General features: G+C 43.4%; 25 protein-coding genes. 22 read left to right on the forward strand and 3 right to left on the reverse strand.

From position 1 onward, the window contains the following. Positions 1 to 10: 10 nt before the first annotated feature. Together helD and F0342_RS18500 are read left to right on the forward strand one after the other, a co-directional pair. Complete coding sequence (gene helD / locus F0342_RS18495; protein WP_149157332.1) at positions 11 to 2,338, forward strand: RNA polymerase recycling motor HelD; 2,328 nt, start codon at positions 11 to 13, stop codon at positions 2,336 to 2,338. 207 nt (positions 2,339 to 2,545) lie between these two features. Continuing rightward, positions 2,546 to 2,728 (forward strand): hypothetical protein, encoded by a 183-nt coding sequence (locus tag F0342_RS18500; protein WP_149157333.1) that lies wholly within the window; start codon positions 2,546 to 2,548, stop codon positions 2,726 to 2,728. 387 nt (positions 2,729 to 3,115) lie between these two features. On the opposite strand, the gene F0342_RS25180 is transcribed toward F0342_RS18500, so the two are convergent. Further along, positions 3,116 to 3,265, reverse strand: a complete 150-nt coding sequence (locus F0342_RS25180) for a hypothetical protein (RefSeq protein WP_223145730.1) — start codon at positions 3,263 to 3,265, stop codon at positions 3,116 to 3,118. 261 nt (positions 3,266 to 3,526) lie between these two features. Here F0342_RS25180 and F0342_RS18505 point away from each other — a divergent pair, with 261 nt between their 5' ends. The 15 genes from F0342_RS18505 (at position 3,527) to F0342_RS18570 (ending at position 13,064) form a co-directional block, all read left to right on the forward strand. Continuing rightward, positions 3,527 to 4,492, forward strand: coding sequence for a DUF2268 domain-containing putative Zn-dependent protease (locus F0342_RS18505; protein ID WP_149157334.1), 966 nt, complete (start codon positions 3,527 to 3,529; stop codon positions 4,490 to 4,492). Between the two features lie 30 nt (positions 4,493 to 4,522). Beyond that, a complete protein-coding gene (locus F0342_RS18510) occupies positions 4,523 to 4,759 on the forward strand; it encodes a hypothetical protein (RefSeq protein ID WP_149157335.1) in 237 nt (78 codons plus the stop codon). A gap of 106 nt (positions 4,760 to 4,865) precedes the next feature. Next, positions 4,866 to 5,333, forward strand: a complete 468-nt coding sequence (locus tag F0342_RS18515; protein WP_149157336.1) for a DinB family protein — start codon at positions 4,866 to 4,868, stop codon at positions 5,331 to 5,333. A 111-nt stretch (positions 5,334 to 5,444) separates the two neighbouring features. Beyond that, on the forward strand, positions 5,445 to 5,888 hold the full coding sequence (locus tag F0342_RS18520; RefSeq protein WP_149157337.1) for a cell wall hydrolase: 444 nt from the start codon (positions 5,445 to 5,447) through the stop codon (positions 5,886 to 5,888). 111 nt (positions 5,889 to 5,999) lie between these two features. Then, positions 6,000 to 6,407, forward strand: a complete 408-nt coding sequence (locus tag F0342_RS18525) for a nucleoside 2-deoxyribosyltransferase (protein ID WP_149157338.1) — start codon at positions 6,000 to 6,002, stop codon at positions 6,405 to 6,407. Between the two features lie 11 nt (positions 6,408 to 6,418). Further along, positions 6,419 to 6,907, forward strand: coding sequence for a hypothetical protein (locus F0342_RS18530; protein ID WP_149157339.1), 489 nt, complete (start codon positions 6,419 to 6,421; stop codon positions 6,905 to 6,907). 342 nt (positions 6,908 to 7,249) lie between these two features. Next, positions 7,250 to 7,840, forward strand: a complete 591-nt coding sequence (locus tag F0342_RS18535) for a kinase (RefSeq protein ID WP_149157340.1) — start codon at positions 7,250 to 7,252, stop codon at positions 7,838 to 7,840. Between the two features lie 140 nt (positions 7,841 to 7,980). Next, positions 7,981 to 8,514 (forward strand): sigma-70 family RNA polymerase sigma factor, encoded by a 534-nt coding sequence (locus F0342_RS18540; protein ID WP_262481802.1) that lies wholly within the window; start codon positions 7,981 to 7,983, stop codon positions 8,512 to 8,514. Next, positions 8,514 to 8,921: a PadR family transcriptional regulator gene (locus tag F0342_RS18545; protein ID WP_188048607.1), complete on the forward strand. Its 408-nt coding sequence runs from the start codon at positions 8,514 to 8,516 to the stop codon at positions 8,919 to 8,921. The genes F0342_RS18540 and F0342_RS18545 overlap by 1 nt, the downstream gene beginning before the upstream one ends. 3 nt (positions 8,922 to 8,924) lie before the next feature. After that, on the forward strand, positions 8,925 to 10,226 hold the full coding sequence (locus F0342_RS18550) for an FtsW/RodA/SpoVE family cell cycle protein (RefSeq protein ID WP_149157342.1): 1,302 nt from the start codon (positions 8,925 to 8,927) through the stop codon (positions 10,224 to 10,226). A 100-nt stretch (positions 10,227 to 10,326) separates the two neighbouring features. Further along, positions 10,327 to 10,824, forward strand: a complete 498-nt coding sequence (locus F0342_RS18555; protein ID WP_262481803.1) for an alpha/beta fold hydrolase — start codon at positions 10,327 to 10,329, stop codon at positions 10,822 to 10,824. Beyond that, positions 10,824 to 11,021, forward strand: a complete 198-nt coding sequence (locus F0342_RS25010; RefSeq protein ID WP_188048609.1) for an alpha/beta fold hydrolase — start codon at positions 10,824 to 10,826, stop codon at positions 11,019 to 11,021. The genes F0342_RS18555 and F0342_RS25010 overlap by 1 nt, the downstream gene beginning before the upstream one ends. 63 nt (positions 11,022 to 11,084) lie before the next feature. Further along, entirely contained in the window at positions 11,085 to 11,525 is a 441-nt protein-coding gene (locus tag F0342_RS18560; RefSeq protein ID WP_188048610.1) for an NUDIX hydrolase, read from the forward strand. An 83-nt stretch (positions 11,526 to 11,608) separates the two neighbouring features. Then, positions 11,609 to 11,791 carry a hypothetical protein gene (locus F0342_RS18565; RefSeq protein ID WP_149157344.1) on the forward strand — a complete coding sequence of 61 codons (183 nt, stop codon included), beginning with the start codon at positions 11,609 to 11,611 and terminating at the stop codon, positions 11,789 to 11,791. 493 nt (positions 11,792 to 12,284) lie between these two features. Further along, on the forward strand, positions 12,285 to 13,064 hold the full coding sequence (locus F0342_RS18570; RefSeq protein ID WP_149157345.1) for an SDR family oxidoreductase: 780 nt from the start codon (positions 12,285 to 12,287) through the stop codon (positions 13,062 to 13,064). A 55-nt stretch (positions 13,065 to 13,119) separates the two neighbouring features. Here F0342_RS18570 and F0342_RS18575 read toward each other — a convergent pair whose 3' ends face one another. Together F0342_RS18575 and F0342_RS18580 are read right to left on the reverse strand one after the other, a co-directional pair. Beyond that, on the reverse strand, positions 13,120 to 14,040 hold the full coding sequence (locus tag F0342_RS18575) for a helix-turn-helix domain-containing protein (protein WP_188048611.1): 921 nt from the start codon (positions 14,038 to 14,040) through the stop codon (positions 13,120 to 13,122). 180 nt (positions 14,041 to 14,220) lie between these two features. Then, on the reverse strand, positions 14,221 to 15,060 hold the full coding sequence (locus F0342_RS18580) for a LysR family transcriptional regulator (RefSeq protein WP_149157347.1): 840 nt from the start codon (positions 15,058 to 15,060) through the stop codon (positions 14,221 to 14,223). 103 nt (positions 15,061 to 15,163) lie between these two features. Between F0342_RS18580 and F0342_RS18585 the strand changes: the two genes are divergently transcribed. The 5 genes from F0342_RS18585 (at position 15,164) to F0342_RS18605 (ending at position 21,163) form a co-directional block, all read left to right on the forward strand. Beyond that, positions 15,164 to 16,012, forward strand: a complete 849-nt coding sequence (locus F0342_RS18585; RefSeq protein WP_149157348.1) for a sulfite exporter TauE/SafE family protein — start codon at positions 15,164 to 15,166, stop codon at positions 16,010 to 16,012. Between the two features lie 511 nt (positions 16,013 to 16,523). Beyond that, entirely contained in the window at positions 16,524 to 17,813 is a 1,290-nt protein-coding gene (locus tag F0342_RS18590; RefSeq protein ID WP_149157349.1) for a M20 family metallo-hydrolase, read from the forward strand. 52 nt (positions 17,814 to 17,865) lie between these two features. After that, on the forward strand, positions 17,866 to 19,476 hold the full coding sequence (locus tag F0342_RS18595) for an amidohydrolase (protein WP_188048617.1): 1,611 nt from the start codon (positions 17,866 to 17,868) through the stop codon (positions 19,474 to 19,476). Further along, positions 19,473 to 19,694 carry a DUF3311 domain-containing protein gene (locus F0342_RS18600; protein ID WP_149157350.1) on the forward strand — a complete coding sequence of 74 codons (222 nt, stop codon included), beginning with the start codon at positions 19,473 to 19,475 and terminating at the stop codon, positions 19,692 to 19,694. Before F0342_RS18595 ends, F0342_RS18600 begins: the two co-directional genes overlap by 4 nt. Beyond that, positions 19,694 to 21,163, forward strand: coding sequence for a sodium:solute symporter family protein (locus F0342_RS18605; protein ID WP_149157351.1), 1,470 nt, complete (start codon positions 19,694 to 19,696; stop codon positions 21,161 to 21,163). Before F0342_RS18600 ends, F0342_RS18605 begins: the two co-directional genes overlap by 1 nt. Positions 21,164 to 21,463: the final 300 nt, after the last annotated feature.

Consider the following 21,463-nt stretch of genomic DNA (forward strand, 5'->3'; position numbering starts at 1 on the left):
GAGTGCTTGGATGAATCTTGAAATTCGGCAGGAGCAGAAACGTGTGGACCGTGTCATTGAGACAATTGTGGAGCAGATCGGACGTCTGGAGGATGAAACCGGACGACGCCAAGAGGAAGTGGTGGAGATCCGCAAACACTTCTGGGATGAGGTCAAGGTGAATACGGATACGTTTGATGATTTTCTGGAAACCGTCCTCAGTTTGAGGCAACAGGCACAAGTGTTAACCGTCAGTCAAAGCACTCACAGACAGGCAGTCAAAAAGTTATCCGCTCTACAGCGCATGAAGGGCAAGCCTTATTTCGGACGCATTGATTTTACCGAAGAGGGAGAATCGGCTCCGGATAAGGTCTATATCGGTATTGCCACCTTGACGGATCAAAGTGGGGAGGATTTCCTGATTTATGATTGGCGCGCTCCGATTTCGAGCGTTTACTATGATTATCCACCTGGTCCCGCAGAATACATCACACCAGGTGGCGTAATCGGAGGGAGGTTGGAGAAAAAATGGCAGTACCTCATCAGGGACGGCGTCATCGACTCCATGTTCGATACCAGCCTGACGATTGGGGATGAAATTTTGCAGGAGGTGCTTGGGAAGCGGACTGATACCCATATGCACAGCATCGTGGCGACTATCCAGCAGAAGCAGAATCAGATCATCAGGCACGATCACGGCAGGCTCCTCATTGTTCAAGGTGCAGCGGGCAGCGGTAAAACATCGGCAGCCCTTCAGCGGATTGCGTACTTACTTTATAAATATCGAGGCAGTCTTAAAGCGGATCAAATTATTCTGTTCTCCCCGAACGCCATGTTCAACAGCTACGTATCGAACGTATTGCCTGAGCTTGGTGAAGAAAATATGGAGCAGGTGACTTTTCAGGAATATTTGGACCATCGTTTGAGTGAGGAGTTCGAATTGGAGGGACCATATAGTCAATTGGAATACGTCCTGACTGAAACGAATGCCCCATCGTACCGGACCAGGACGGCAAGTATTTCCTTCAAGGCATCGACGGATTTCTTTGACATCATTAAATTATACAGAACGTCCCTGGAGGAATCCGGGATGCGATTCAAAGGAATTAAGTTTCGGGGAAAGCCGGTCGTCACAGCAAATCAAATCATGGAACGCTTTTATACCAGTGATACGTCACTGCGTTTTCATAACAGGCTGGAGAAATTGACCGAGTGGATCAATAAACAGATTGATGAAGCAGAGAAGAGTGAACGGAGCAAGCCTTGGGTCGAAGAAGAAATCGAACTGATGAGCAATGAGGACTATCATAAAGCGCATCAGCACCTGCAGAAGAAAAATCCTTCGAATGATTATGAAATCGAGTATGAGGCGCTGGCACGATTGATTGTTCGCAGGAGATTCAAGAGACTGCGCAAAGCGATCGAGAGATTTCAATATGTGGACGTGAAAGGAATGTATCATCAGCTTTTTGCCGATCCGACGAACATCTCCACATTATGGAGTGGGGAGATCCCTGAAGAGTGGAAGGATATTTGCCGTTCGACAGTGAACATGCTCGAGGAAGGGGGATTGTCTTACGAGGATGCGACCCCTATTTTATTGTTAAAAGAGCTGATTCTCGGCTTTCAGACCAATACGTCAATTAAGCATGTGCATATCGACGAAGCTCAGGACTACTCACCTTTTCAATTCGAATTCATCAAGCGTCTGTTTCCTTCAGCCAAAATGACCGTGCTTGGCGACTTTAATCAGGCCATCTTTGCCCATGCACGTGAGCACGTGGATTTCAGCACACTGACTGGACTCTACGGACAGGATGAAACCAACGTAATCAACCTGAATCAGAGCTACCGGTCCACTAAGCCGATCATCGAGTTCACACGCCGGCTTGTGCCTGGTGGAGATAAGATATCCCCATTTGACCGGGACGGGGAAAAACCTGTGCTCACCAAGGTCTCTGATCATGATGAACTTCATGGGCGCATTGCAGCGAAAATAGAAGAATGGCGGGGCCGGGACTATCATTCCATAGCCGTCATATGTAAATCTGCGAGAGAAAGTGAAGCCGCATACGCCTCCTTAAGTGGTGTGGAAGGCATCAAGCTCATGAAAAGCGCCTCCCTTGAATACGAACAGGGTGTGATCGTCATCCCGGCTTACTTAGCAAAAGGAATCGAATTTGACGCCGTCATCCTTTATGACGCATCCGCCCACTCGTATGGTGACGAAAGCCTCAGCCGCTTATTCTACACAGCCTGCACAAGAGCCATGCATGAGCTGCAGCTATTCAGCATTGGCGATCCGAGTCCATTTTTTGAACATATAGAAGCAGACCTCTATAGTAGTGAACCGTCTTAAATTGTTAACATAAAGGGACGGACCTTGTACTTCAAATCAGAAGTACAAGGTCCGTCCCTCTTTTTTATAAAACGTTTCATATTGCTCACCTGATCTCATTATTAAGCTGAAGTTTTTTTAAAAAAGTGATTGAGTCAGGAGGAGTATTTTGAAATAATTGGAATAAAAGGAATTGTATAGTGTGTTTCTTAGTGAGGAGGAGTCTGAGTGAAAGAAAATATGAAACTGGCATGGATTGCTTCCTGGTTTGCACTAGTTGGTCAACTGGCATTTTTCATCTGTGTGGCGCTGTTCACAGGGGATTGGCGCTATGTCATGTGGAGTTTTATGGTCAGTATGGCAGCTGGATTTCCAAGCATGATACGTACCTGGCTGGCGCAGAAAAAATAAACGGTCAAAAAGCAAGTTCCGTCCGATAAATACGGCTTCTGTGTTATTTAGGATCAAATGTGTTACTCAGTAGATTAGCAGGTACTGATATTAGTCTAAGCTTCGAGGCACTAGTTGAAAAATATAAAGGAACGATATCTGTGCAAGAGGACATTCCTTTGATGTTCAATGGCATGTACAGAAAGATTGTGATTATAAAGCGTCATCCATGAATGATACTTTATGATAGGTATTAACTAAAACTTTCTATCTCGTATCATTCACATTATCGATGTACTTCCTGGGTGTACTTGTCTAAAAAGGGTTGCCCGGAAAGTCACATTTACTACTATTCGGCCAACCCCTTATTTATGAATTTCCAATGATTCCGTCCTGACCACAGAAACGTTAGAAATTTTTATCCTTCTCTGATTTTCTTTTGAAAAAGAGGATCGTAGCTACAATAAGGACCATGATAATGGCCATCGGTATGATGACAAATAGCGCAACTCCAGAGTCTCCAAAGATGGGAATTCCTCCTCTCAGGTAATTGATCATGGCTTCTCTTTTCCCTTTTATTATATTGCTAAAACTTTATGGAACACACTAAAATACAACGGGGGACGGACCTTGATCGAATAGAAAGAATACTAGACAAGATGCTCAATTATTAAAATAGCATGTTCACATCAGATTCATGCTTTATTAATGAAAGAATGAAACTTTTCCTGAAAAAAATACGTATAAAAATAATAAAATGGAATTTTATACCTGATTTATAATGGAGGTGCGCATTAAAATTCGAAAGGAGCGAGAAGAATGAAACCATTAGGAAAAACACTACTCATACCCTTGATATCTTTGTTATTCATAAGCTGTTCAAATGATCAACCAGTGCATCAGAAGGAACAGGAAGCGCCGATTACATTCACACAAAATGAACAGGAGTTCGAGATTATTTACATGTACGATGAAATGAAGGAATACATTAACAGTGTCCGGGAGAAATCTGGAAGCAGTAATGAGACGATGTACATTAACCAGGTTTTTAAATCATTCAAAGAGCTGTCCGATATGGAAAGCTTCAGCTTAGCTTATCCTTTTGAGCCCACATATGAATTGGACAAGTTAGAGGAATCGATCGCTGACTTGATCCGGGATAAAGATTCCACCGATCAGATTATCAAGGAAGCGTTACTCAAATCGGCAGAGAAGCTTCCGGGGGACAATAAGAAAATTTTTGTCTTACCGGCAAATCCTGAAGATACGCTCGCTGTGGAAGAAATGGGTGGTGTCGAAGGAATCGTCTTGGCCGAGGATGTGATTGTGTTGAAACTTTTGCCCTCATTCGATAAAGGCATGTTAAAGTATTCGGTTGCCCACGAATATAACCATGCCATTGAGGGAGAAAGCAATGATGGCATGATTCACACTATATTGGGTGCGGTTGTGATGGAAGGGAAAGCAGATGTGTTTGCAAGTATTCTCTACCCACAAATCGATGTCCCCTGGAAAGACCCGATGAATACAGAAACAAAAGAAAAAGTAGTGAAAGAATTAATGGAAATCGGGGATTCAAGTGATCCAAGACTTCACTTAGGTCTCAGAAGCGGTAATCCTTCAAAAGGTATCCCACAATGGGCCAACTATAAAATCGGATTTGAAATCGTTCAGAGCTATATAGAGAACCATCCTGAAGTATCAGTTGGGAAGTGGACAAGCATGCATGAGCAGGAAATCATTGCTGGAAGTGAGTATGCGGTAATTACAGCGTACGAAGAATAATAAGATGATACAACTAATGGAGGATAAACAATGGACAATACCGACAAAAGAAACCGTTTAGATGAATCTCCTTTTCAATATCGGGTCAATAAAGATCAATCTGTTTTTATCGAACATGAAGGGAAGCGGGTGAAAATTTTAAAAGGGAGGGAAGCAGAAAAATTTATTAAAAACGTGAACGCGGCTGAAAATGACAAAGCCGTCCAACTTGTCATGGCAAAGATAACAGGTAATTTCAAAAGGGGAAATGAACGGAAGAAGAGGTGAGTGTCAAGCGCTCATTCAACTAAGGCAGAGATGGCATCAGCATCTACCTTGAACAGTGTACACATTACAAATGCTTACCTTAGAAGAATATATGCAGGAGGTTAAGATGAATCCATATTGTAAGTCAGCATTACATCAAATACAGGTTTGTATCGAAACCCTTGTGAAAATGGTCAACCAATTGGAAGAGAAAGACCTGCATGAAAGGCCTGCCCCGGACAAGCATTCCGTAGGAGAACTTTTAGAACATATTGCACTAATTTGTGAAGCGGATTGGCGCATATCCAATGAAGCTTCTCAAGACGATATGGAAGCTTTTTATTCATCGGTTTCATATAAAGATTTACAATCGATACGAGAAGCTTTGCCGGAACATTTCGAATCACTTTATTCTAACTATATGAACTTATCAGAAAGAGCTCTTCTCACTGAAACAACCTCCTATTGGGGTGTGACGTACACAAGATATGAATGGCTTTTACAAATTGTAGCTCATATGTATCATCATAGGGGCCAACTACATACTATGCTGGTCCATTGTGGCAGGGATCCAGGGCTTTTAATGTTTGAATAGTGAGAAGGCAGTCAAGCAGTTCTATCGTACTTAAAAATCTAACCGCTTCTATTTTATAAATAATGACATCAATGTGGGCTTTTTTCATAAAATATCACTGAGGTGAAAAAAATGCCAAGAGTCAAATACACAGATGCAGACGTTGCCTTAATGGCGAGGATGATGCGAGCTGAAGCCGAGGGTGAAGGAAAACAAGGGATGTTGTATGTCGGAAACGTCATCGTGAACCGTGCGAAAGCGGATTGTTTAGACTTTAAAGAAGTGAGAAGTATCCGACAAGTCATATTTCACGTACAGGGAGGAAACTATTCCTTTGAAGCTGTTCAAAAAGGGAATCTCTTTTATAACAGAGCGAGATCGGTTGAAAAAAGATTAGCCAAAAAGAATTTGGATTTTTGGGCCCAGCATCCGGCGAAATATGCTCTTTGGTATTTCAACCCCTACGCCCCATGTCCTCCAACATGGTACAATCAACCTTTTTCGGGTCAATTTAAAAATCATTGTTATTATGAACCGGCAGCCGGATCTTGTGAAAGTGTTTATATCGGTGGTTAATTTTCCATTGAGTAAGACAAAAGGGAGCCTCCTAGTTAGCGGGTGTTCCCCTTTTTTATTGAGATTTTATGGTAAAATAGGATTATATTTTTAATAAGAAAGGAGCATCACATGAACTTTTATGTTGCATCAAGCTTTCATAACATTAAGCAAGTACGTGACGTCAGTGAACGTTTGAAAAGAAAAGGGTATATCCATACATATGACTGGACTCAAAATAGCAGGGCTTCGACCGTTGAGGAGCTGAAAAAAATAGGTGAAAAGGAAAAACAGGCCATCATCGACTCCGATGTGATCCTCGTGTTATTGCCGGGTGGAAAAGGAAGTCATGTTGAACTAGGGATAGCTCTTGGACTTAATAAACGAGTCATCTTATATTCCCCTCATAACGAATTAAGTGACTTTGCTCTGACAACGACATTCTATCATTTGCCGGAGGTTGAAGTATGTGCCGGAACCGTTGAGGAATTAGTGGACTATGTGACTGCAGGAAACGTACTAAGAAAAGCGTACTCCTAGCATTTTTACTAGTGGGTAATCCCGTCATCGGGTGTTCCAATCAAGAGGCGCACACCAACTATACTTCTCCTTCACGGCAAGAAGTGGACGACTTTATCAGCGAACATAACATCCATCTCTTGACCATCGAAGAAACAGAGGACGCAACCATTATATTACTTCAAAATGGAATCTATTATCTTTCCACCAACGAGAATGATAAGTTGATAGAAGACTATGTCGGATGGAGTGGGAATGACGATCAAAAAGTGAACATAGGAATGAGCAATACCGGAATGCCCCATGCCCATGTGATCATAAACGATGAGCGCCTCCTCGACGAAGCAAAGGAAGTGAAGGTTGAGTTTCATGACGGCACCACGGTCATTCAGCCATTAGACGGTAAACGAGGAATGATCTTGTTTTATGATAAAAACAAAAGGGATCTCACCATCCACAACGAACTTCACCTATCGATCTACAATCAAGACCGCACAGTGATATATGAAGAAAGCTTTTAATAATAGAGGGACGGACCTTGAACCCAAACAAAGAATATTCGACAAGATGTTCATATGTTAAAAAAGTGGAACATAAACATTGAAAACCGGTTCATAAATCCTGATTCCGGTTCATAAATTTCGAATTCGGATCAAAAGTTGTTAACCTGGATCATAACTGTACTCAAACTACCTCCAGGCTTCTTTCCGCACACTCATCCATCCCACTAAGTCCGCTTTTTTTGTTAAAAGAGGCCATTTCATGCATAAAACTTGGGGTTATTATGAGAGAAGGAAGAAATATCGAAGCCATTGATGCGATATTGCATAGCGACCGATACTATTAAAAACAGGGAGAACATAATGAAAACCCAATTTGATATAAAGGAACTCCTGGCTACCATTCAATCTAATGACAGAACCATTTTAGGAATAGACGGCTTAAGCCGTTCCGGAAAAACAACGTTTGTGGAACAACTGAGGGAAAGTTTGAAAAGAGAGAAGATCGATCACCATATCTTTCATATCGACGACCACATCGTTGAACGCAACCAACGATATCATACTGGATTTGAAGAGTGGTATGAATATTTTTACCTGCAATGGGACGTTCATTGGTTAAGAGAAAATTTTTTTAGAAAGATGAAACAGGACAAAGAAATCAATCTTCCGTTTTATGATCCACATACGGATACCCGTGACTGTAGGACGATTACGCTTCCACAGTCAGGTCTCATCATCGTGGAAGGTGTCTTCCTCCAAAGGAAGGAATGGGCAGACTTCTATCACCACCTCATCTTTTTGGATTGTCCCAGGGAAAAGAGATTTATGCGGGAAGCAGAGACTGCTAAACAGAAACGGGACAAGTTTGAGAATAGATATTGGAAGGCGGAAGATTATTATATGAATACCTTTCATCCATGGGAAAGTGCTGATATTGTTTTGAAGACTTGAATATTAGTAACTTATGTCTTTTACGATATTAGAATTGTTATTCATACACCTTTTAATAATGGACTCAATAGGGTCCAATTTTTTTATTTTAGAAAACCTTTTTAGTCTTAGCTCCGTCTATTAATGTGGGAGGGAAGACAGTGGAGGAAATATCAGAAATGAGGATTCATTCAATGGATAGTGTGACGATCGAGGAAATGGTAGATCGGTATGGAGAGGATGTGTGGAAGCTGGTATTCTCTTATGTCCGACAAGAACAGGCTGCCGATGATCTCACTCAGGAAATTTTTATAAAGCTTTATAAAAAGATGGATACATTTGCCGGACATTCAACTTTGCGTACGTGGATATGGAGGGTGGCCATCAATCACTGTAAGGATTATTTAAACAGCTGGTATAAGCGAAAAGTGTTCCCGGAAGAAAATGGACATTTTCAAATGATGAGTTCCGGCAGCTCGGTCGAAGGGGCCGTCATTCAAAAGGATGAAGACCGTCAACTGGAAAAGGTCGTTTTGGAGCTTCCTCTTAAGTACCGGGAAATCATTTATTTATTTTACTACGAAGAATGCTCGATTAAAGAAGTCTCTTTCCTTCTCGGTGTTAAGGAAAACACGGTGAAAACGAGATTAAGGAAAGCGAAGCGATTGATGAAGGAAAGGCTGGTGATCGAATGATGGAGGAGCGTTTAAAAAGACTCCGGAAAGCGATGGATGGTGGTATGTTTCAGCGAATGCCTTTTACCAAAGACAAGAACCAAATGATTAAAAGAGGAATCGAGAATTCAAGGGGGAATGACCAGGATATTCCGTTACACATCCTTCAATTGCTATTGAAGGAGAAGACGGGGCATGAACTGCTTAAACAACTTCGTGCCAGGGGGATCAAGAAATATGAAGAGAGACAAGGTTTTCTATATTCCAAGCTTCACAAATTGGAGCAGGACAGGATACTGGAATCTTCCTGGGAAGAAGGGATAAAGTTATACAGAATTTCAAATCGGGGAAGAAAGCTTCTTCAACAAATTGAAGAAGGAAACCATAGAAACATGCATTCCTTCAAAGCATTGCCTGAGGGGGAATAGCCGATGAGTGAAAAGCGTATGGATTATTTGGATAAAGTCATTCAGTATGTGCGCTACAAAGAAGCGAAACGCTTTGTAGCGGAGGAACTCCGTTATCATCTGGAACAGGAAATGAAGTTGTTGAAGAAATCGGGTATGAACGAAAAGGATGCGGAAGAAAAAGCGATTCAGCATATGGGGAGTGCAGAACGTCTCGGTGAGGAAATGGATAAGCTTCACCGTCCAAGGGTGGATTGGATCATGATTGGACTGGTTCTGTTGCTCTCGTTGATAGGGATTCTTCCCACTTTGCACATAAGCGAAGAAATTTATAATGATAATGGTTATTTAGTCAGGAAAATAGTCTATTTTATACTCGGGATTGTCCTTAGTCTTTCACTGATGATGTTTGATTATAGAAAGCTTCGTGCAATGAAGTGGTGGATTTATGGATTAACTACTTTGCTACTGATTTCAATAACTGTTTTACCAAATACCTACCGCAATGGTGAAGCCCAATTCCGAGTCTCAAGCTTTAGCATTGATAGTACGACGGTTTTGACAGCGCTTGTAATTTCATGGATGGTTTACCTGGGATCTGCCAAGGCAGGATTTTGGAAGTCTCTTCCTCTTTTTGCAGTCAGTCTTTGCACATTGATGTTTATTCCAAGCACTACTGCCGTTTTCGTATTCACTTTAACGGTTTCAGTCTTGCTATGGTTTCGTTTTAAAAGTAATAGAAAGCATATTTTGTGGGGGTACATTGGAATGGCCATTGGGAGTGCGGTATTGATAAGCACCTTGGTGCCTCTAGTACAGCCTTATCAGTTGGAAAGATTCTATGCCTTTGTCAATCCGGGAGATTATAAAAATACGAGTGGTTACATGTACTTTCGAAACCATGAACTCTTGAGAAAAGGAGGATGGCTTGGTGAAACTGGAGGAAACGAGGTTATCAATGAACCGCACACCAACTTTGCCTTTACAACCATCACCTACCATTATGGCTGGATAGCAGGCGGTGTTTTAATCTTAACTGGACTCTTCATCATGTACAGGATGATCCGCAATATCAAAAGGATAAATGATCGCTTTGGACAATTGATCATAATATGCGGTGTGACGTTATTCTCAACTCAATTCCTCTATAATATCGGAATGATCTTGGGGGTCCTGCCTCATACTGGGATGTCCCTTCCAATCGTAAGCTACGGCTTGAATCCGACCTTACAGACGTCGATAGTAGTGGGGCTATTCCTTAGTGTTTATAGAAGGAAGAATCTCCTAACTTCCCGGGGAGTCGGAACCTTTAATATGAAGCAGTAAGAAAATGTAGTCTTAGTCTTACAATAAATAAGTTTAATGGAATAATGTGCTAAAATGGAATTGTGTGAAAAAAGGGGGAGGTATCATAGACAAAATCTATATGCTACACGGCTTTATGGGGACAGCACAAACCCATTTTTTAAATCAGATATCCAGTTTCGGTGACCGATATGAATTGATTCTATTGGATTTACCCGGACACGGAAACTCGAGATTGGAAGCGTCGGATCACTATTTCGAACATACTCTCGACTACCTAACCACTCAACTAAGGGAAAAGGGAGAAGGCTATATAATCGGCTTATCGTTGGGAGCATCATTGGCCATGGATATTGCCTTAAGAGAGCCGGATTTAGTAAAGGGAATAGTCCTGACCGGTTATTCACCTTTTATTCCGGCTGCGTTGAAAGAGGTCATGGAAAAACAAAATAAGTATTTTCTGAATATTGAAGAAAATGATAAAGAGATTGCTCAATATTTTAACAACCTTCACGGTGAAAAGTGGAAAAATACGATCAAACAAGTACTTCATACAATGACGTTTCATATCCGGAAGTCACCAGGGAGGACTTACAGAGCATTAAAGTACCGGTTCTAATGCTCAATGGCAGCCATGATGTGCACAATGTAGAGGCTGTTTCCTACGTCAAAAAATCCAATCCTGACATTGAAGTTGGACTGATTCCGAATGCAGGACATACGGCAAATATCGATCAGCCGGACATTTTTCATCATTTGTTAGATGGGTTTCTTGACAGCATCAAGGGACGATTGGATGAACAAATCTACACTTAGAATGAAGTAAATCATCTTGTCATTACATAAAGCTGTATCAATTATAGAAGGGGGGGAATTCTATTGAGTTCAGGAGATCAACGTACACAAACAATTTATTCACCACCCAAACACATCATCTCAGCAGCAACGATCGTTCAGAATGAAAAAGGAGAAATCCTGTTAATCAAAGGTCCACGAAGAGGCTGGGAAATGCCAGGGGGACAAGTGGAAGAAGGCGAGTCACTGAAGGAAGCGGCTATCAGGGAAACGAAGGAAGAATCAGGGATAGATATCGAATTAGTCAAATTTTGCGGGGTGTTTCAGAATGTAAGCCGTTCGATCTGTAACACACTGTTTTTGGCCAGGCCGGTCGGGGGGAAACCGACAACTTCCTCGGAAAGTCTGGAAGTCGCGTTCTTTCCGGTTGAGGAAGCCTTGGATATGGTCAATTGGAAGAACTTCAGGGAGAGAATCGAATACTGTTTGGATGAAACGAAACACCCGTTTTATATCGATTTTTGATACGGAGAAGTACCATTAAGTTAATATCGAAATAAGGGATAAATTCTCTGTGCCTTCATACTCTGTATAAGGGGTGATGAATGATGTGGTGGTTTGTGATCCTGATAGTGGGAACTTTAATATTTGCTTTACTCATCGATATCAGGCGAAAGAAAAGGGGGAACGACCGGCATGTACAGGGGATTCACCCTTCTGCTAAACCTGGTGAAGAACGGAATTACACCATGGGAGGTGGTCGTGACTCCGGTGGCGGTTCGGGGCATTGATCTGAAGAGCTCAGAAAATCTTTTCTGGGTTTCTTTCTTCTGTCAGTTTGCGAGATTAATAGATTATGAAGGAGATTCCCTATCAATTTCATTCCTTTTATTGAGATAAAAAGGAAGCTGAGTATGTCTCTGTGCAGAAGAATAAGACCAAGGTGATTGATTATATGAAGCAAAGGAAGCTTTTTCGAAAACCATAGATTGTCTTTTGAAAAAAATTCCATTATACTTCGAAGTGAGAGATGTAGACGAAAGGGGACTTCAATCAGACATGTGGACAATCTTGTAATGATAAACGAGATCAATAGACTATGAACCTATCATTTTGACGGGAGAAGTGTGTCTGTTTGACCATCATTTACAAGGAGCGCCTGGTGTGATTGAATACCCAACACCTTGAGTGGATGCCTTGGTATCCACTTTTTTTTGTGTCGGGAACAAAATGCATCTCTTCATGACACCTTTTCGCTTCCTGAAAAAATAGGAGGAATATAAAGTGACCAATCTAAAAGGAAAAGTAGCGATCGTGACAGGAGCAAGTCGTTCAAAAGGAATAGGGTCAGCGATTTGCCGTTCGCTTGCAGGTGCCGGGGCAGATATTTTTTTTACCCATTGGACCGCGTTTGATGAGGCGAGTGGAAATGGAGTAGAGAATGAGTTTCCTAAAACCTTATGTGAAGAATTAAAACAAATGGGCGTACGTGCCATTCATATGGAGGTTGACCTGAGCGAAGACGGATCGCTGCGTCGAATAATGGATCGGGTGGAGGAAACTCTGGGAACACCAAGCATACTAGTAAACAATGCCACATTCGAGTCACCGGCCAATTTCCGGACACTGAATAAAGACATTCTGGATAAACATTATCAAGTGAACAATAGCGGGACTCTCATGCTGACGATGGAGTTTGCGAAGAGATATGAAAAAGCCTTTCCTGAAAGAAAAGACGGGCGGATCATTAACATGGTATCAAAGGGTCCAGATCCAAATAATCTGGCCTATATCGCATCAAAAGGTATGTTGATTGCTATCACTGAGCCATTATCCGTTGGCCTCGCGCCAATTGGCATCACCGTCAATTCAATTGATCCGGGTCCGACCGATTCAGGGTGGATCAATGAAGAGTTAAGGAATCACTTACTTCCGATGTTTCCAATGGGACGTCTAGGTGAACCCGAGGATGCAGCAAAGTTGATCCGATTTTTAGCCAGCGATGACTCAGGGTGGATTACCGGGCAGCTGATAAAATCAGAGGGTGGTTTTTTGGGTAAGTAATAAGAGGGACGGACCTCCTGCATAGCGGAGGTCCGTCCCTCTTTTCCTGAGGAAATTATTTAGGAATTATATTTTGAAAGAAATTCTGGTCAATATAGGGCATGATCGGAATGATTTCACTTATTCCCTTTTCAGATATGGCGTCTAAGGCAAGTTCATTCAGGTACTCTTTCTTCAGGAATGGGGCGATTGCGACAATGGATTTAAGTCCGTTAAGCTTATACCCTTCTTTAGCACAATGAATGAGCATTTCCTCACTAATAAAGGGTGCCATGGAGGACAAAGCTTTCAGCCCCATCGACTCAAATGCCTTTGCTGCACACTCATCTATAACTTCTTTACTGATAAATGGTGCCATGGAAGTTAAACCTTCCAGCCCATTTGATTCAAGTTCCATTTTGGCACATGAATCTATGATGTCCTGGCTGATGAAGGGAGCCAAGGAGGTCAAGGCTCTCAACCCATAGGATTTAGATTCCGTCTCTGCACATGCGTCAATGATATCCTGGCTGATATAGGTTGCTATTGACGATAATCCCTCCAGGCCCCTTGATACAAATTCTTTTTTTGCCAATGCGTCAATCGAATCCTGGTTAATGTAAGGTGCTATTAATGAAAGTTCCTCTGCAGATAATTCACCCTGTACGTTTTGATAGACCATGTCTGCCTGGTCTAATGTAAGAATGGGTGCCGCGTTTATAAATTCTTCCTTTTGGATGGGCTTGGAATCAGCTAATGTCTCGTTCTCAACTAGCTCTTTGACTAACTGTGTACCTTTACTATTTGTTAAAATGTCGTCGATGCTGACTTGAAATATCTTTGCAAGTTCAGGCAGTTTAGAGATATCGGGCATTGTCTGCCCCCGCTCCCAGTTGCTGATCGCTTGGAAACTGGTCCCTAACAGATCTGCAAGCGCCATCTGTGTAATGTTTTTTTCCTTCCGTAACTGCGCGATTTGTTTCCCTACTTTTTTCATATCGAACAAAACACTCACCTCATTTAATAGTATAAAGTAAGTGTAGCTTTAATAAAGGAGAAAACCTATCAAGTGTTGCTTGAGTTCCCAAAAACAACGGATTCAAGTGTGAGTTGAAAGGTGATATGGCAGGTAAAACATAGGGACGGACCTTCAGCTTAGCGGAGGTCCGTCCCTATGTTAAGAAGGACTCTCAATCAATCCCACTAATTCCCTTACGATTGATCCGGATTTTGCATTTTCTGGATATACGGCATAAAATGGCCGGTAAATCACATAAGGATCTATCGGGACAAGCTTTCCTTGAAGCACTTCTTCTTTAACCATTGAGCTTGAAAGAAATGCAATCCCGAGGCCTCTTACGGCTAGTTGCTTTATTAAGTAATGACTGCTTGCTTCCAGGATTTCTGTTGGCACGATGCGTTCGGATCTTAGAAAATCGTCGGCATATTCCCTAGTTCCTGATCCGATTTCACGGAGGATGAGAGGGGTGTTAAGTAGATTCATTCGGCTGCTTGCGAAGAATCGTAGTTCATCCCGGCTGATTACTTCTAGATGAAAGGGCTCGAGTCCCCTTGTTCCCTCCACAAGGGCAAGATCAAGATCATGGTGATTCAGCGCCTCTACAATGGTTTCGTGATTGTGGATCATCAGCTGAAGGCGAACGTGTGGATAGAGAATCTTAATTTTTTTGACAAAGTCGGGAAGCAGTACATCACTGACGGTGTGAGTGGCCCCGATCCTTAATAGGATTACCTCAGTCTTTTGTGTGACCTGTTCCATCTTTCTCCACAGCTCCAACATCTTCTTTCCTTTTTCAAACACTTGAATTCCTGCGGGTGTTAATTGAAAAGCCTGATTGGTAGAGGAACGGTGGATAAGTTCGACTCCCAAGGCTTGTTCCATTTTCTTGATGTGGACACTGACGGTCGGTTGAGACAGATTCAGGAATTCACTTGTTTTCGTAAAATGCTGTAGCTGGGCGAGAGTGACAAAAGTTCGAATCCAGTCCAGTTGCATAAAGTCCCTCCATTACAAAACGTAATCGTCTGCATTAATATTATTCATTTCTATTATAGCCTAAGGGAATGTATAATGATAAACGAAGGAAGTGACCAACAAAATGGAATGGTTTTTATTTATCATAGGTGGTGCAGTCATCGGTATCATTTCCGGTTTCTTTGGCATTGGAGGCGGGATAGTTCTGACGCCAACCTTACTTGTACTTGGCTATGAACCGAGCCAGGCGATTATTCTTTCCTTAATGCTGACATTAGGATCGACTGTGACAGGCACAATGTCTCACATTCGATTAAAAAATGTAAATCCGAGATTAGCGGTTCTCCTCGGGGGGTTCGGAGTACTCGGGTCAGTCATAACCGTGCCATTCGTGAAGTGGCTCGATACGATGAATGGAGCTTCTACGGTTATCTCCATTGTCTATATTGGAATATTAAGCTGGTTTTCTTATCAGTTTTTAAGCAAACGACAAAGGGAAGCGAAAGCGAAAGGAGCATCTGCGGCTCCCTTGATTGGCCTGTTCACTGGTGTCATCTCGTCTCTTATGGGAGTCAGCGGTGGATTTGTCATGACCCCGCTCCTCTCAAGATGGCTGAAGCTTGATCTCACCAAAGCGATCGGAACCAGCATATCGGCAGCATCCATCATTGTGTTATCGGGAATCGGCTCGTACCTGTATGCAGGGGAAGCACTCGATTATCGTCATGGAATCATGCTGATCATCGGAGCCTTGATCGGAACCCCGATCGGCTCAATCCAGCTGAAACGATTTTCAGGTGTGTCTGTCAAAAAGATGCTGGCTGTTTTGTACATGGTGGTCGCGGTCAGCGTGATTTTCAAGATGTTATCCATTTCCTCTGTCTCACTGGGACTGATCGTGGCATCCGTGCTTGTGTTCTTTGGAATGTTGATTTATTCACAGCAGCGATCAAAGAGAGCAGAAAATTATTGATTTGGCTGAAATCTGGAAGACTGTTGAGTAAGCGGTTAACCACGTTTGTAGGTCTGACGATGAGATGCATATCGAAGTAGAGAGGTCATTCGCATAGCGAGTGGCCTCTCTACTTTATTGCGGCGCTTAATGATATATTTTTAAATTTATGTAAATCGGATGGTTTTTTTAAAAACGGGCGGATTATCTTTTCCAGAGAGAGGGATCTAGTCGCTAAAAGTGGAGCTGTTTTTGCGATAACCCCTGTGTAAATCGCTTCATTTTCAAAAGTCTGGCAGGATTAAGTGAGAATGTTCTAGAAACTAGTCTAAATAGGGGAGTGGATGTCGAAAGGGGGTAGGTGTCCGATTTTCAGTGAATAGAGGTCTCTAATTATTTTTCTGAAATTTCATTCTTTTTGACATTCTGTACAAAACGCCAGTTCTTTTATAGACATTGTGTCTAATGATAAACAAGCTGTTTCAAAATAAACTTAAAATAGGTTGATAAAAATGAAATAAAGGATGATTCTATGTCAATCAATCGAGAAAGATTAAAGCGTCATCTAGAGGAATTAGCAGAAATCGGGAAAATCGGGGAGACAGGCGTTTGCCGTTTGGCCCATTCCAAGGAGGATCGCCAGGCGGTGGAAGTGGTGAAAGGCTGGATGGAAGAGGCGGGTTTGAGGGCAAAGATTGACGGCTTCGGAAATTTGATTGGAAGGATAGAAGGTGCCGACAAGGATAAACCGATACTTATGCTGGGCTCACATATTGATTCTCAGCCATATGGAGGGAGATTCGACGGGACAGCTGGTGCACTGGGAGCGGTCGAAGTGGTTCACACAATGAAGGACAATGGAATCGTCCCGGACCGGACCATTGAAGTGATTTGTTTTTCCGATGAAGAGGGCTGCCGGTTTAACAAAGGAGTATTTGGAGTCCGGGCTATAGCCGGGATGCTGGAAGAAGGCGAACTGGACCGTAAAGACAAGCAGGGTGTGACGAGAAGAGAGGCGTTGAAGGAATTCGGGGTAGAACCGGATGTAACTGCAAGTCCGGTGTACGAGAAGGGGGATATCGCAGCGTTTCTCGAGTTACATATCGAGCAGGGGCCGGTCCTTGAAGAAAAGGGGAAACCTGTTGGCATTGTATCAGGCATCTCCGGACCAATCTGGCTGACGGTTACACTTGAAGGATTTGCGGGTCATGCGGGTTCGGTGCCGATGACGATGAGGCAGGATGCCCTTGTCGGGGCTTCGGAAATCATCCGGAAATTCGATGAACTGGTTAAAAAAGAAGGTACCGAAACAACGGTCGGAACGGTTGGCAGCATGCAGGTGTTCCCAAACTCAAGAAATATCATTGCAGAAAAGGTGGAGTTCACCGTAGACCTTCGTGATATAGACGTTGAAGCGCGCACGAAACTCGAGGGAAAACTCTATCAAATCATCGAAGAAACTACTTCTGGTTACAACCTTAAATACGAGATCAAAGAAGATACCCGGAGCGAGCCAAGATATTGTGCAGACTGGATCAAGGACATTATGAGAGAGGAAGATGAAAAGCTTGGGCTGGATTCACCGACCTTAATGAGCGGCCCTTTCCATGATGCCTTATTCATGTCCTATATCAGCGATTACGGGATGATCTTCGTCCGCTGCGATAAAGGCATCAGCCACAATCCACTGGAGTTTGCGGAGATGGATGATATTGAAAAAGGGGTGGAGCTCCTTTACGCCACGGCATCGAGGATTTGTCAAGGGGATGGGGACAGGCACCTTGTCCCAAAAGACGGCTCGGCTGCTATTCATGAAAAGTAGAGAAGACTGGGACGAGGGACCTGTCCCTCTGTCCCATTTGGGAGGTGATCGTTTGAGAGCGACGATGCTCTTTATAAATGGAGAAGTGGTTACTGTGAATTCTGAATTTTCCGTGAAAGAAGCGGTTGCCATTAAGGATAATAAAATACTCGCAGTCGGCACGAATGAAGAAATTTTACCATATGCAGGTGAAAAAACGAAGATTGTGAACTTGGAAGGAAGAAGTCTCCTGCCTGGCTTTATTGACGCCCATGCCCACCTCGAACTTTATGGAACCAATAAGCTTGGGGTGAATGGCAAAGAGGCAGTGAGTATAAAAGAACTCCTCGGGAAGTTGAAGGAGAAAGCACGATTGACTCCAAAGGGAGAATGGGTACGGGGCTGGGGATATAACCAAAACACCCTTATAGAGGGAAGGCATATAACTCGGTGGGATCTTGATGAGGTTTCCACCGAACACCCGATTATTGTGGTTCGGACATGCGGGCACATATCCTGCGTCAATACGAAAGCGCTTGAGCTTGCGGGTGTTCATCCTGAAACACAAGACCCGAATGGAGGGAAATACGGCCGTGAAAATGGCGAATTAACCGGACTGCTGTTAGAAGCCGCACATATGAACATGTTTCTTTTAGCCAATTATTCTGAAGAGGAAGTGGAGCAGGGATTGGCACTCGCTTCCCAGGATTATTTGGGAAAAGGAATTACGAGTGTCCATGATGCCGGGGGATATGGGCCTGAACATATTCGATTCCTTCAAAAAGCAGTAGGAGCAAAGAAAGTAAAACAGAGGGTATACGCATTATACGGCTCGCTGCATGATTCTGTAGAAATGGTGGAGAAAGGCCTGGTAAGCGGAATCGGGACAGGCCTTGGGGATGGGTGGATGAAAATCGGTCCCGCTAAAGTGTTTATCGATGGAAGCAGCAGTGGTCCTACTGCTAAGACAAGGGAGCCATACTCGAGCAATCCCAATGACTCAGGCATTTTATATTTGGAGCAGGAAGAAATAAATGAGTCCCTCGGAAAAGCGCATGAAGCGGGGTGGCAAATCACCGCACATGCCATCGGGGACAAAGCGGTTGAAATGATGATTGAAGCCATTCGCCATGCTCTTGAACGACATCCCCGTGAAAATCATCGTCACCGTATTGAACATTCCGGTATGACCCCACCGGACCTCATTCATCAGATAAAAGAGTTGGAGATTGTTCCGATACCCAATCCAGCCTTCATTTATGATTTCGGAGACGGCTACTTGAAAGATTATGGAGAACGAGGAGACATCATGTTCCCATTAAAGAGCTTTTCAGAAGCAAAGATTCCTTTTGCCATCGGCTCTGACAGTCCCATCACCTTCGTGGATCCACTCCACGGTATTTACTCAGCTGTCACCCGCATGAGTAAATCCGGTGAAGTGATAGGGGCCAGTCAACGAATCACCATAGGGGAAGCGATTAAGGCCTATACATGGAACGGTGCATATGCAAGCTCTGAAGAGACAATAAAAGGCAGCATTGAAGCCGGGAAGCATGCCGATCTGGTTGTGTTGAATGAATCGATTTTACACTGTGAACCTGAAAGATTACGAGAGTTAAAAGTAGAGTTAACGATCCTTGATGGGAAAGTGGAATATGCAGCAGAAAAGGAGGGTGTCTTATGAGTAAAAGCAAGTTTACGAAAATCTATTGCTTGTCTCTGATTTTACCGTTTCTACTATTGGTTTTCCCCTTGTTTTCAATCGGAAACAGGGCAACCCCAATCATCATGGGGATGCCGTTCTCAATATTCTGGGTAATTTTATGGATAATCATTACCTTTTTGATCGTTCTTGTACTCTATCGAATCGATCCTGACAAAGATGAAGAGGAGGTCAATTAATGGCAGATTGGCAGATTGCAATGATCATGATGATCGGCTACCTTGTGATTGCATTAGTCGTTGGTGTGATGGCAGGAAGAGGTCATGATAAAAATTCTTTAGATGAGTTTACCGTGGCAGGCGGAGGCCTCGGATTGGTTGTGATGTGGTTCCTGATGGGAGGAGCTGTATTTAGTGCCTTTTCATTTCTTGGCGCTCCCGGGTGGGCATATTCCAAAGGAGCACCTGCACTATATATATTAACTTATACCGCTTTTGCGATTCTCCCATGGTACATCATCGGTCCGAAAATCGGGAAAATCGGCCGTAAATTCAATATATACACAGTATCAGGTTTTATGAAAAAACGGTACGGAGGCAAAACCCTGCCTATCTTAATCGGGGTCATTGCGTTACTCGCTTCCATTCAATACCTTGCCACGCAGATGAAAGGGATGGCCTACATCTTCAATATTATGACAGAAGGACGTATTCCCCTTTGGCTCGGAGCCCTGCTCGCGTATGGAATCGTAGTCGTCTATGTTGCAACTGGTGGATTGCGGGCAGCGGCATGGTCTGATGTGTTCCAAGGGATCTTGATGATTGTCATTTCGTGGGTAGTCGGCCTTGCGATTGTGAATAAGCTTCACGACAGCGTGGGTGGGATGTTTACAAACCTCGTTCTGGACAACCCTGCCTTTTTTGAAATCGGAAATGAAGGGTCTACCATGTCAGGAACAGCTTATACGACCACGATTCTCGTATCTCTCATAGGGTTCTTAATGTGGCCCCACCTATTTTCAAAGTCATATGCATCCAATGCACGTACGATAAAGAAAACCGTATTGGTGTATCCGATCTTTGCACTGTTTCTTATCCCGCTATTATTTGTTGGCTTTTCCGCAGTGAATGTAGTCAATCCAGCTGACATAGGAGCACCGGATGAAATTCTTCCTTACCTGATCACCACAATCCTTAGCCTTCCCGGTTGGGTATACGGGCTTGTGGGTGCAGGAGCGTTAGCTGCAGCCATGTCTACGGCAGACGCCATCACCCACAGTGCTTCACTGGAATTTACGGACGGGGTCATCAAGAATGTAAAGCCGGACCTTTCTGATAAAACCACATTGCTTCTGATGAGAATCGGTGTGTTTGTGGTCGGGGGACTTGCTTACTTTATCACCGTATTCGGGGGTCAGGGGCTCATCGCCCTTTTGCTCGGAGCTTATGGCTCCATCGTTCAATTCGCACCCGGCGTATACGGAGCCCTCTATTCGAAAAGAGTGACCGGCCCGGCTGTCATCACAGGACTTATCCTCGGAACATTCGTAAACTACTATTACCAGCTAGTCGCAGAGACCACACCATTCGAAATCCATGCAGGTATTCTTGGATTGATCTGCAATATCTTCATCGTCATCGTGGTCAGTGCTATCACCCAGCAAAAAAGTATCAGGATTGCTGAAGAGTATCGCAATATCGGATCTTAATGGGACAGGCACCTTTTTCTTCTGTGATAGCTGACGTAGCTGCCCTAGGTGGCTCCAAGATAAAACCTTGAAAAAGAAAAAGGCTGGGACAAAACTAAAAAACCACCAAATAAAGACGAACATTTCAGTGTAGGCACTTAATACCGCTAATGATTTCCGTGCAAGACTACGCTTTCCGCGGGTAGCCCGTGAGCCTCCTCGGCAAGCCTGCGGGTTGGAAAGCGGAAGGGCTTCGCTCAGAGGCGGTTGGCATAAGGCGGAGCGGGCTTGAAGGCGTTCTTTGCCTTCATGGACGATCTG

The organism is Bacillus sp. CH30_1T, from assembly GCF_008364765.1.
Lineage (GTDB): Bacteria > Bacillota > Bacilli > Bacillales > Bacillaceae_B > Rossellomorea.